The 10,673-nt window shown below is 70.1% G+C and carries 12 protein-coding genes; 8 read left to right on the top strand and 4 right to left on the bottom strand.

Going from position 1 to position 10,673, the window contains the following annotated elements:
* Positions 1 to 823: CoA-binding protein (locus MKL09_RS23265; RefSeq protein WP_244024141.1), on the bottom strand; the 823-nt coding region annotated here is incomplete at its 3' end.
* A gap of 412 nt (positions 824 to 1,235) precedes the next feature.
* Here MKL09_RS23265 and MKL09_RS23260 point away from each other — a divergent pair.
* On the top strand, positions 1,236 to 1,658 hold the full coding sequence (locus MKL09_RS23260) for a MucR family transcriptional regulator (protein WP_244024139.1): 423 nt from the start codon (positions 1,236 to 1,238) through the stop codon (positions 1,656 to 1,658).
* A gap of 98 nt (positions 1,659 to 1,756) precedes the next feature.
* Positions 1,757 to 2,515, top strand: a complete 759-nt coding sequence (locus MKL09_RS23255) for a restriction endonuclease (protein WP_244024137.1) — start codon at positions 1,757 to 1,759, stop codon at positions 2,513 to 2,515.
* A 72-nt stretch (positions 2,516 to 2,587) separates the two neighbouring features.
* Here the strand turns inward: MKL09_RS23255 and MKL09_RS23250 are convergent, their stop codons facing one another.
* Positions 2,588 to 3,067 (bottom strand): peroxiredoxin, encoded by a 480-nt coding sequence (locus MKL09_RS23250; protein ID WP_244024135.1) that lies wholly within the window; start codon positions 3,065 to 3,067, stop codon positions 2,588 to 2,590.
* 102 nt (positions 3,068 to 3,169) lie between these two features.
* Between MKL09_RS23250 and MKL09_RS23245 the strand changes: the two genes are divergently transcribed.
* Entirely contained in the window at positions 3,170 to 3,328 is a 159-nt protein-coding gene (locus MKL09_RS23245) for a hypothetical protein (protein ID WP_244024133.1), read from the top strand.
* A gap of 171 nt (positions 3,329 to 3,499) precedes the next feature.
* Here MKL09_RS23245 and MKL09_RS23240 read toward each other — a convergent pair whose 3' ends face one another.
* Positions 3,500 to 3,778: a hypothetical protein gene (locus MKL09_RS23240; protein WP_244024131.1), complete on the bottom strand. Its 279-nt coding sequence runs from the start codon at positions 3,776 to 3,778 to the stop codon at positions 3,500 to 3,502.
* A gap of 168 nt (positions 3,779 to 3,946) precedes the next feature.
* Between MKL09_RS23240 and MKL09_RS23235 the strand changes: the two genes are divergently transcribed.
* Positions 3,947 to 4,567 carry a YqgE/AlgH family protein gene (locus MKL09_RS23235; RefSeq protein ID WP_244024129.1) on the top strand — a complete coding sequence of 207 codons (621 nt, stop codon included), beginning with the start codon at positions 3,947 to 3,949 and terminating at the stop codon, positions 4,565 to 4,567.
* Between the two features lie 10 nt (positions 4,568 to 4,577).
* On the opposite strand, the gene MKL09_RS23230 is transcribed toward MKL09_RS23235, so the two are convergent.
* On the bottom strand, positions 4,578 to 5,567 hold the full coding sequence (locus MKL09_RS23230) for a hypothetical protein (RefSeq protein ID WP_244024127.1): 990 nt from the start codon (positions 5,565 to 5,567) through the stop codon (positions 4,578 to 4,580).
* Between the two features lie 390 nt (positions 5,568 to 5,957).
* Between MKL09_RS23230 and dnaK the strand changes: the two genes are divergently transcribed.
* The 4 genes from dnaK to MKL09_RS23210 all read left to right on the top strand — a co-directional run bounded on the left by dnaK (position 5,958) and on the right by MKL09_RS23210 (position 10,673).
* The gene (gene dnaK / locus MKL09_RS23225) at positions 5,958 to 7,874 is read left to right on the top strand and encodes a molecular chaperone DnaK (RefSeq protein WP_244024126.1); all 1,917 of its coding nucleotides are present in this window, start codon (positions 5,958 to 5,960) and stop codon (positions 7,872 to 7,874) included.
* Positions 7,875 to 8,149: 275 nt separating this feature from the next.
* On the top strand, positions 8,150 to 9,292 hold the full coding sequence (dnaJ, locus tag MKL09_RS23220; protein ID WP_244024124.1) for a molecular chaperone DnaJ: 1,143 nt from the start codon (positions 8,150 to 8,152) through the stop codon (positions 9,290 to 9,292).
* A 142-nt stretch (positions 9,293 to 9,434) separates the two neighbouring features.
* A complete protein-coding gene (locus MKL09_RS23215) occupies positions 9,435 to 10,073 on the top strand; it encodes a class I SAM-dependent methyltransferase (protein ID WP_243969976.1) in 639 nt (212 codons plus the stop codon).
* A 288-nt stretch (positions 10,074 to 10,361) separates the two neighbouring features.
* The gene (locus tag MKL09_RS23210) at positions 10,362 to 10,673 is read left to right on the top strand and encodes a hypothetical protein (protein WP_244024122.1); all 312 of its coding nucleotides are present in this window, start codon (positions 10,362 to 10,364) and stop codon (positions 10,671 to 10,673) included.

The following is a 10,673-nucleotide window of genomic DNA, read 5'->3' as shown; positions in this document are numbered from 1 at the left end:
CGAGCAGGCCGGCCCGCCGGAAGGCCGCGGCATAGACCGCGTCGGGGCGGGCGAGCGCGCCGGTATGGGTCACGGCGGCCCGGGTGTCGGGCCGGTGCCGGCCGGCGCGGAGCACCACCACGGGCTTGGCGCGGGCCGCGGCCCGGGCCGCCGACATGAACCGGCGGGCATCGGCGACCCGGTCGAGGCACAGCAGGATCGCCCGGGTGCGATGGTCGGCGGCGAAGTAGTCCAGGCAATCGGCGACGCCGATATCGAGCACGCTGCCGAGCGACAGCACCGCGGAGAACCCCGTCCCGTGCCGGGCGGCCCATTCGACGATGGCCGCCGCCACCGTGCCGGATTGCGAGACCAGCGCCAGATCCCCGGCCGCCGGGGCGTGAGCGAACAGGCTGGCGTCGAGCTTGGCGGCGGGCACCGCCAGGCCGGCGCTGTCGGGGCCGAGCAGGCGCAGCCCCTGCGCCCGGGCGATCCGATGCGCGACCGGACCGGGATCGTCCGGGCCGCGGCCCAGCCGGGCGGTGAGGATCACGGCGGCCCCGGCGCCGATCGCGGCGGCCTGGGCGACCACCTCGGGCACGCTCGGGGGCGGGACCGCGATCAGCACGAGGTCCGGCACGATCGTGAGGTCGGCCACCCGCGGCACGCAGGGCAACCCGTCCACGGTGTCGTGATCGGGCTGGACCGGCAGGATCGCGCCGGGAAACCCCGCCCGGCGCAGGCTGTCGAGCACGCTGCGCCCGAGGGAGCCCTCGCGCGCCACGGCCCCGACCAGCGCGACCGAGCGCGGTGCCAGGAGCTTGTCGAAGCGGTAGGTGCTCACGGCGCCGACGGCCTGGTTCTGCGCGCGCGCATGCTGGTGCCCTTCGCCCGGGTGACGCGCTCTGGATACGGTGCGCGGCGGCGCGCCCGCATGCGCTGTCACGCGCGTCCCGAGTTCTACCAGATGGCACAATCTCCCGCGCGTGCAACGCCCGGATGCGTCGATGCCGCGGCAGCCTCGGCACCGGCCACACCAGAGCAGATTCGGAACAACCCGGCTTTGTGTAGTATACGACAATGCAGGTCGCCATCATGCGGGTTATTGTGGTCAGTTATAAATTGGTCTTGCCCTTAAATTGATCACATCATAGTACCGGCGCCATTATAGGCCCTGTATCGGGCTCAACAGACACAGATTCCGGCCGCCCGCCCCGAATGAAGGCGGCCGAGAGAAACGGACGGGAGGTTTCGGAATGGACGCCACGGTCGGAGAGGACCTGGATTATCTCACGCTGTCCGTCGACATCGTGTCGGCCTTCGTGAGCAACAACCCGGTGCCGGTGCCGGAACTGCCCGGGCTGATCGCCGCGGTCCACGCCACCCTGCACGGGCTGAGCCAGCCGCCCGCCCCGCCGGTGGAGGAGCTTCGGCCGGCGGTCTCGGTGCGACGCTCGATCCAGCCCGACTTCATCGTCTGCCTGGAAGACGGGAAGAAGTTCAAGTCGCTCAAGCGGCACCTGCGCACCCACTACGACCTGACCCCGGAGGCCTACCGGGAGAAGTGGGGGCTCGCCGCCGACTACCCGATGGTGGCGCCGAACTACGCCGCGGCCCGCTCGAGCCTCGCCAAGAGCATGGGGCTCGGCCACCAGCGCCGGAAGGGCCAGAAGGGTTAGGCCGGGCTGGCGCGCGTCCACAGCTTTCCGAGCGGGATTCAGCATCGGGCAAGGGGCGCTTGCGAGGGTCGAGGGGCTCACAAGCGACCCGAGATCCGATGCCCGGCAAGCCCAACCCCGTCGCCCGCCTGTTCTGGACGGCCGTGATCGGCTGCCCGCTCGGGCTCTGGTACGGACCGCCGGCCTTCGCGGCCACCGGGTTCGCCCTGGTGCTGGTTCTCGGGCGCCATCTCGGGCGGCCCCGGCGGTTCCGGAGGCGGGTGCGCCGGATCGCCCGGGCCCACGGCGAGACCCTGGCGTTGCGGCGGCGGCAGGAAAGTTTTTCCGACGCCTACGGCAACCGGATCGAGGACGGCTGGCTGCGGGAGCGGGCCTACTTCCTCGACCGCACCGTGCTGCCGCAGATCGGGCCACGCTTCGCCGATCTGGCCGAGTCGGACCGCGACCGGATGCTGGCGATCGTCGAGGCGGAGGCCGCCGCCGTCGCGCTGCCCGAGGAGGACGAGGCGCCGGGCGACGGCATCGATTACGAGCGCTACTGCGCCGAGCGCCTGGCCCGGGCGGGCTGGCGGGCGCACCGGACCCCGCCGAGCGGCGACCAGGGCGCCGATATCGTGGCGGTGCGCGACGGCCTGCGCCTGATCGTGCAGTGCAAGCGGCTGGCGAAGCCCGTGGGCAACGCCGCCGTGCAGGAGGCGGCGGCCGCCCTGCGCTACTGGGCGGGCGACCAGGCCGCGGTGGTGTCGAATGCCGGCTTCACCCCGGCGGCCCGCCGCCTGGCGGCGGCGACCGGCGTGCTGCTCCTGCACCACGACGCCCTGGACGACATCGACCTGGCCGGAACTCATCGCGGTTAGCGCAGGCAGGTCATGGGATCCCGAAGGTCCGAGGCCCTTCGGCGAGGTTCGGGGCGCGAAGCCCCGATGGCCTCAGAGGACCTTGAGCAACGCCTCGGCGCCGGACGCCTCGGCCTTCGACGGGGTCTCCTCGACGTTCAAGATCCTCACCACGCCGTCCTCGACCAGCATCGAGTAGCGCTTGGAGCGCATGCCGAGGCCGAAGCCGGTGCCGTCCATCTCCAGGCCGATGGCCTTGGCGAAATCGGCATTGCCGTCGGCCAGGAACTCGATGCCCTCGGCGCCGCTGGCCTTCGACCACGCGTCGAGCACGAACACGTCGTTGACGCTGGTGACCGCGATGGCGTCGACGCCGCGGGCCAGGATCTCGTCCTTCTTGGTGACGAAGCCGGGCAGGTGGTTGCGGTGGCAGCTCGGCGTGAAGGCGCCGGGTACGCCGATCAGCACCACGCGGCGCCCCTTGAACACGTCGTCGGTGGTACGGGCGATCGGGCCCTCGGGGCCGGTCACCCGGAAGGTCGCCTGGGGCAGGTGGTCGCCGACCTGGATCATCGCGGGTCCCTTCTGTGACGCACGCTTCGAGGATCGCGCGCTGAACAATCGCGGCTGACCTAGCGTGGCGGCCCGCGCCTGTCGAGGACGCAACCTCCGGACATGCACGACGTCGGTGGCCTGGCGCCGATCGCGCAGAACCATTTTGACACGGTGAGCGATCTGGAGATCGGGGCATTCTTCGTGACGCTGATTCTTCGCCTCTTCGCCAGCTTCGGCCCACATCTCGGGGCAAGCTACCTGCTCCGGAGAATCCAATGACCCTGCTCCAGCTTGCAGCCGTGGCTGCATTCCCGGTCGGTGCATTGATCGTCGGCTTCGGTGCCTTCCGGTTCGCCAGTCGGGCGGTCTGACGCCGGTAATCTGCCGGGTTATCGCGTCGACGGGGCCTTGAGCTGTTGCGCCTGGAGTGAGGCCGGCTCGACGTCGACGTCACGCCCCCAGGAGCGTGATGAAGGCGGCGCCGGCGCCGAAGAAAGCCGCGCCCGCGGCCATGCCCGAGAGCGCGACCTGCCAGGGCGCCAGGACGCGGTCGCGGCTGAGCTTGGCCGCCTCGGCCGACATCTTGAGCTGCTCCGCGGCCAGCTTGGCCGCTTCGGCCATGAGCTTGCGCTGCTCGGCGACGAACGTGTTCGTCTCCTCCTGCGCCCGCCGGATCTGAGCGCGCTGCGCCTCGATGTCGAAGGCAACCGGGGATGCAGCGTCCGCCATAGGCGCGTCCTATCATGGCCGGATCGGGCCTGCGCGCGTCCAATGCCCGAGGGCAGAGAAATATAGCGATCCGCCCGCAGATTCGACAGCGCCTCCAGGGCCGGTCCAGGCGGTGGGCCGCGCGCTTTGTCCGCTGGACAAGGCGAGGGGGCCGCGTAGCATACGCGCATGTCGAACCCAGCGTCGCCCGTGCAGTCCGCGCTCACCGGCCCGAGCTTCCTCGACGGTCAGTTCCTCGTGGCGATGCCCGGGATGGCCGACGAGCGCTTCGCCCGCTCGGTGATCTACGTCTGCGCGCACTCGGCGGACGGCGCGATGGGCATCATCGTCAACAAGGCGGCCACCGACATCAGCATGCCGGATCTGCTGGTCCAGCTCGATGTCTGCCCGGAGGCGGACGCGATCCGGCTGCGCGAGCGGGTCGGGCACATGCCGGTGCTGATGGGCGGCCCCGTTGAGGGGCGGCGCGGCTTCGTGCTGCACACCGACGATTTCCACATCCAGCAATCGACGCTGATCATCGACGACGGCATCTGCCTGACCGCGACCGTCGAGATCCTGCGCGCCATCGCCAGCGGCGAGGGGCCGGCGAGCGCCGTGCTGGCGCTCGGCTATGCCGGCTGGCAGGCGGGGCAGCTCGAGAGCGAGATCATGGCGAACGGCTGGCTCAACTGCCCGGCCGACCCGGCGCTGATCTTCGACACCGACCTCGAGGCCAAGTACGAGTTGGCCCTGCGGACCAACGGTATCGATCCGGCCATGCTGTCGATGACCGCCGGGCGGGCCTGAACGCCGACCGCTATTCCGGCGGCATCTCGCCGGCCGCGTCCGGGTTCACCCCGTCCACGGCGGGTTCCGCGGCGGGCCGCGGCCTGGACCGGCGCGGGGCGGCCGCCGCGGTCGGCACGGCCGTGTTGGCGCCGAGCCGGGTGGCGAGCGCAAGAGCCCGGTTCTCGGTGACCCGCAGGTGGCAGAAGCCGTGGGTGCCCTCGCGGGCGTAGCCGCGGCAGAGCTGCTCCCGGTCGGCCGAGAACGCCGCCTGCTCGCTCACGATCGGCCGCACGTCCTCGCGCCGGGCGCGCTGGGTCATGAGCTTGTAATTGTCGCGCACCGCCTTGTCGGCGACGCCCCGGGCGGTGTCGAACTCCCCGGCCCGGGGGATCAGCGTCGCGCCGGCCGGCCCCCAGAGACCCACGGGGGTGGTGGCGCAATCGGCGTTCGAGAAGGTGCAGACCGGCCCCTGGCCCAGCGACGAGACCAGGATGCCGCCCTCGACCACGTCGAAGCGCAGCGGGCATTCGGCCCCAGCGGCCTCGAAGCGCGGCGCGCCCTCGGGCTTGCCCTCGGCGGACAGGGTGATGGGATTGCCGTTCGCGAGCGGCACCGTGCAGGATTCCGCCGGCTGCGAGATCTTGGTGCCCGGCAGCTTGATCCGCGCCGTCACGGCCGTGCCGGCCCGTTCCAGCTTCAGCGTGCCGGACGTCCCGTTGAGCTGCAGGTCCTGCCCGATCACCGCGTCCTCGGACGGGACCTTCAGCACCACCGGGCGGGCCGGGACCGGCGCCGGCCGGGGCGCCTCGGGACCCGGGGCCGGGCCCGGCTCGCCGGGGGCCGGGGCGGCGGGGGGCGCCTCGGGCACGCCGCGGGGCGGCACCGGCGGCCGTTCGGGCTTGATGCCGAACAGGCGCTCGAAGAAATTCTGGGCCTGCGCCGGCGGGGCGGCGAGCACCGTGGGAACCGCGAGGGCGGCTGCCAGAAGGGGGAGCAGGAGGCTGCGGGTCCGTGGCATCGGGCTCTGACGGGGAAGACGAGGTGGCGGGGCCACGCTCAACCCCTTGTCGAAGCGTTAACACGCCATCGATGGCCTGGACGTGGCAGCGGCGCAACAAAATGCAGCGACGCCATCCGGCCAAACGCGGCCCCGCGATGGGATTTTTTCGACAAAACAAAGGCTTGGCAAAAAGGCCGATGGCTGGGGCCAACGCGCCGGCTTCGCCTTGCGAGCCCGTCCGGGGGTTCTTATATCGCCCTCGACGCGGGATTATGCGCTGGATTTCAGCCGTTCACGGCCCTTGATCCGGCCCGGGTCCCATACTCACATCACACTCAATCCGCCATGGGCCGAGCTGCTTCGGGGCTCGGCGGTCTGCTTGAACGCGACGAAAAGAGGGATCCCACCATGGGTAAAGTTATCGGTATCGATCTGGGCACCACCAATTCCTGCGTGGCCGTCATGGAAGGCACGCAGCCCCGGGTCATCGAGAATGCGGAAGGCGCCCGCACCACGCCGTCGATCGTCGCCTTCACGGATGACGGCGAGCGGCTCGTCGGCCAGCCGGCCAAGCGCCAGGCGGTGACGAACCCCGAGCGCACGTTCTTCGCCATCAAGCGGCTCGTCGGGCGCACCTACGACGACCCGATGACCCAGAAGGACAAGGGCCTCGTCCCCTACACGATCGTCCGCGGCGACAACGGCGACGCCTGGGTCGAGGCCGACGGCAAGAAATACTCGCCTTCGCAGATCTCCGCCTTCACGCTGCAGAAGATGAAGGAGACCGCGGAGTCGCATCTCGGCCAGCCGGTCACGCAGGCGGTCATCACGGTCCCGGCCTACTTCAACGACGCCCAGCGTCAGGCGACCAAGGATGCCGGCAAGATCGCGGGCCTCGAGGTGCTGCGCATCATCAACGAGCCGACCGCGGCCGCCCTCGCCTACGGCCTCGACAAAAAGAAGGCCGGCACCATCGCGGTCTACGACCTCGGCGGCGGCACCTTCGACGTCTCGATCCTCGAGATCGGCGACGGCGTGTTCGAGGTGAAGTCGACCAACGGCGACACCTTCCTGGGCGGCGAGGACTTCGACAACCGCGTGGTCGAGTACCTGACCGCCGAGTTCAAGAAGGAGCAGGGCATCGACCTGACCAAGGACAAGCTCGCCCTCCAGCGCCTCAAGGAGGCCGCCGAGAAGGCGAAGATCGAGCTGTCCTCGGCCACCCAGACCGAGATCAACCTGCCCTACATCACCGCCGACCAGACCGGCCCGAAGCACCTCGCGCTGAAGCTCAGCCGGGCGAAGTTCGAGTCGCTGGTGGACGATCTGGTGCAGCGCACGATCGAGCCCTGCCGCAAGGCGCTCAAGGATGCCGGCGTCTCGGCCTCCGAGATCGACGAGGTGGTGCTGGTCGGCGGCATGATCCGGATGCCCAAGATCCAGGAGGTGGTGAAGTCCTTCTTCGGCAAGGAGCCGCACAAGGGCGTCAACCCCGATGAGGTCGTCGCGATCGGCGCCGCCGTGCAGGCGGGCGTGCTCCAGGGCGACGTCAAGGACGTGCTGCTGCTCGACGTGACCCCGCTGTCGCTGGGCATCGAGACCCTGGGCGGCGTGTTCACCCGGCTCATCGACCGCAACACCACGATCCCGACCAAGAAGTCCCAGACCTTCTCGACGGCGGAGGACAACCAGAACGCCGTCACGATCCGGGTCTTCCAGGGCGAGCGCGAGATGGCGGCCGACAACAAGCTGCTCGGCCAGTTCGACCTCGTAGGCATCCCGCCGGCGCCCCGCGGCATGCCGCAGATCGAGGTGACCTTCGACATCGACGCCAACGGCATCGTCAACGTGACGGCCAAGGACAAGGCGACGAACAAGGAGCACCAGATCCGCATCCAGGCTTCGGGCGGCCTCTCGGACGCCGATATCGACCGGATGGTGAAGGACGCCGAGGCCAATGCCGAGGCGGACAAGAAGCGCCGCGAGCTGGTCGAGGTGAAGAACCAGGGCGAGAGCCTGATCCACGCCACCGAGAAGTCGGTGACCGAGTACGGCGACAAGGTCCCGGCGGCCGACAAGGGTGCGATCGAGACCGCGATGACCGCGCTCAAGACCGCGCTCGAGGGCGAGGACGTCGAGACCATCAAGGCTCGCACCACGGACCTGATGCAGGCCTCGATGAAGCTCGGCGAGGCGATGTACAGCGCCAACCAGGGCGCCGGCCCCGAGGCCGGTGCTGAGGCGGGTGCCTCCGAGAAGAAGGACGACGTCATCGACGCCGACTTCCAGGAGGTCGACGACAAGGACCAGAAGAAGCGCGCCTGAGGCGTCGTTTCGACAGGACTGGGCGGGGCCGGAGTGATCCGGCCCCGCCTCTGCTTGAGACGCGCTGTGGCGCGGGTGCCGCAGGAACCGGATATCGTCCGACTTCAGCCTCGGACCGCCCGGCTCATGCTAGATCGGCGGGATCGTCATGATCGCGACGGTGCATCGACCCGCTCACCCCGATCGAGCCTGCGCCCCGATGGATCCGCTGAAGCGGACCTGAGGGGCGGGCCCAGGGTCCACAGCGCCTTCTGATTGTCCGGAGACTGGGTGGGATGTCGAAGCGGGACTATTACGAGATCCTGGGGGTCGCCAAGACCTCCACGGAAAGCGAATTGAAGGTCGCGTTCCGCAAGCTCGCGATGACCTATCATCCCGACCGCAATCCCGGCGACAAGGAAGCCGAGATCAAGTTCAAGGAATTGAACGAGGCCTATCAGTGCCTCTCGGACGGCCAGAAGCGCGCGGCCTACGACAAGTTCGGCCATGCCGCCTTCAGCCAGGGCGCGGGCGGCCCCGGATTCGGCAACGAGTTCGGCGACTTCATGTCGGACATCTTCGACAATTTCTTCGGCGACGGCCGCGGGGGCGGTGCCCAGCGCGGGCGCGGCGGCGCGCCGGGCCGCGAGCGCGGATCCGACCTGCGCTACAACCTTGAAATCACGCTGGAAGAAGCCTTCATCGGCAAGGCCGAGACCATCCGGATCCCGAGCTCGGTGACCTGCGAGGCCTGCGACGGCTCGGGCGCCAAGCCCGGCTCGAAGCCCCGCGCCTGCCCGACCTGCGCCGGCTACGGCCGGGTGCGGGCCGCGCAGGGGTTCTTCGCCATCGAGCGCACCTGCCCGAACTGCCACGGCCGCGGCGAGATCGTCGACGATCCCTGCGCCACCTGCCAGGGCGCCGGCCGGGTCAACCGCGAGCGTACGCTCTCGATCAACGTGCCCGCCGGCGTCGATGACGGCCTGCGCATCCGGCTTGCCGGCGAGGGCGAGAGCGGCCTGCGCGGCGGCCCGCCGGGGGACCTCTACGTGTTCCTGTCGATCAAGCAGCACGAGTTCTTCCAGCGCGACGGCGCCGACCTGTTCTGCCGGGTGCCGATCTCGATGGTCACGGCCGCGCTGGCGGGCGAGATCACCGTGCCGGTGATCGACGGCTCGCAGACCCAGGTGCGGATCCCGGCCGGGACGCAGACCGCCAAGCAGTTCCGGATCAAGGGCAAGGGCATGCCGGTGCTCCGCTCGCGCGAGGTCGGCGACCTCTACATCCAGGTCTTCGTCGAGACGCCGCAGAACCTGACCAAGCGCCAGCGCGAGCTGCTCCAGGAGTTCGACCAATCGGCCTCGCCCGAGAACCACCCGGAATCGGCGGGCTTCTTCGCCAAGGTGCGGGACTTCTTCGGCAGCGCCGTCCGGCCGTGAAGCCGGCCGGATCCGAACCGGTGCACGCCCGTTATGCATCCGGCGAGCGTGGCATGCTTACCCTAGGCGCCGGACCGGCTTGACTGTAAGACGGCGCGTCGCCTTAGCCTTCCATTCCCATCGGCTTCGAGGAATCCAGGACTTGCCGCCGCTCCGCCGTCCCAGCGCGAAGGCCCCTGCCGCCAGGGGTGACAGTCTTGGGCCGCGGCGCGACCCCCTGGAGGACGAGGCTCGGTTCCTGCGCTCCTGGTTCGAGCGGCCGCTCGTCACCGGCGCGGTGACGCCGTCCGGCAAGATGCTGGCCCGGACCATGGCGTCCTACGTCGATCCGCGCCGCGAAGGCCCGGTGGTCGAGCTCGGCCCCGGCACCGGCCCGGTGACGGAGGCGCTGATCCGCCGGGGCATCGCGCCGTCGCGGCTGATCCTGGTGGAGTTCAACCCCGATTTCTGCCGGTTGCTGACCCGCCGCTTCCCCGGGGTCACGGTGATCCGGGGCGATGCCTATGACATGCGCGCGACCCTCAAGACGGCGCTGACCCAGCCCGCCGCCGCGACGATCTCGAGCCTGCCGCTGTTCACCAAGCCGCTGGAGCAGCGCCTCGACCTGCTCAACGCCGCCCACGACCTGATGCAGCCGGGTGCGCCGTTCGTGCAGTTCACCTACGCGGTGGTGCCGCCGATCCCGGCCCGCTGCGAGGCCGGCAGCTACACCGCCGACCGCTCGAACCGCGTCTGGCTGAACCTGCCGCCGGCGCGGGTGTGGGTGTATCGGCGGCCGTAGGGCAGCTCTTATCGATACTCGATCGCGTGACGCCCTCCCCGTCATTGCGAGCGCAGCGAAGCCACCCAGGGCAGCGCGCGCTTCTCGAACATGGCGGATCCCTGGGTCGCTTCGCTGTGCTCGCGATGACGGCGTGGCTGGAGGGATCCCAACCAGGGCTTTTCCGCTGCCGCCCGAGCCTGAACAGCGCCTGAGGGACGAAGTCACGTCCGCGTCAACTTGAAGGCGTCACACCTGGGGCACAGCCGGTCGCGGCATCCGCGACCGGACAGGCACAGGAGGACGCCGATGTTCACCAAGACCGCACGCCTACGCCTGGCGGCCGCCGCCCTGGCGCTCGGGGGGCTCACCCTCAGCGCCCCCGCGATGGCGGCGCCGCTCGGCCTCGACACCGGCCTGCACCAGGGCGCCGGCGACATCGTGGATGTCCAGTACGGCTACGGGTACGGCCACCGGCATCACGGCTTCGGTCCGCGCCACGGCTTCGGCCCGGGCTTCCGGGGCCACCATCATCACCACGGCTGGGGCCGCGGCCACCATCGCGGCTGGGGTCATCACCGCGGCTTCGGCCACCACCATCACGGCTACGGCCGCTGGTAA

The sequence above is a fragment of the Methylobacterium sp. J-048 genome, from assembly GCF_022829515.1.
Classification (GTDB): Bacteria; Pseudomonadota; Alphaproteobacteria; order Rhizobiales; family Beijerinckiaceae; genus Methylobacterium.
This window is presented reverse-complemented; position numbering and strand designations above follow the sequence as displayed.

What these genes read in the sequence shown, in the direction of transcription:
- MKL09_RS23260 (WP_244024139.1), top strand. Translation starts at nt 1,236, where the DNA reads ATGGACGCCACGGTCGGAGAGGACCTGGATTATCTCACGCTGTCCGTC.
- MKL09_RS23255 (WP_244024137.1), top strand. Translation starts at nt 1,757, where the DNA reads ATGCCCGGCAAGCCCAACCCCGTCGCCCGCCTGTTCTGGACGGCCGTG.
- MKL09_RS23250 (WP_244024135.1), bottom strand. Translation starts at nt 3,067, where the DNA reads ATGATCCAGGTCGGCGACCACCTGCCCCAGGCGACCTTCCGGGTGACC.
- MKL09_RS23245 (WP_244024133.1), top strand. Translation starts at nt 3,170, where the DNA reads ATGCACGACGTCGGTGGCCTGGCGCCGATCGCGCAGAACCATTTTGAC.
- MKL09_RS23240 (WP_244024131.1), bottom strand. Translation starts at nt 3,778, where the DNA reads ATGGCGGACGCTGCATCCCCGGTTGCCTTCGACATCGAGGCGCAGCGC.
- MKL09_RS23235 (WP_244024129.1), top strand. Translation starts at nt 3,947, where the DNA reads ATGTCGAACCCAGCGTCGCCCGTGCAGTCCGCGCTCACCGGCCCGAGC.
- MKL09_RS23230 (WP_244024127.1), bottom strand. Translation starts at nt 5,567, where the DNA reads ATGCCACGGACCCGCAGCCTCCTGCTCCCCCTTCTGGCAGCCGCCCTC.
- dnaK (WP_244024126.1), top strand. Translation starts at nt 5,958, where the DNA reads ATGGGTAAAGTTATCGGTATCGATCTGGGCACCACCAATTCCTGCGTG.
- dnaJ (WP_244024124.1), top strand. Translation starts at nt 8,150, where the DNA reads ATGTCGAAGCGGGACTATTACGAGATCCTGGGGGTCGCCAAGACCTCC.
- MKL09_RS23210 (WP_244024122.1), top strand. Translation starts at nt 10,362, where the DNA reads ATGTTCACCAAGACCGCACGCCTACGCCTGGCGGCCGCCGCCCTGGCG.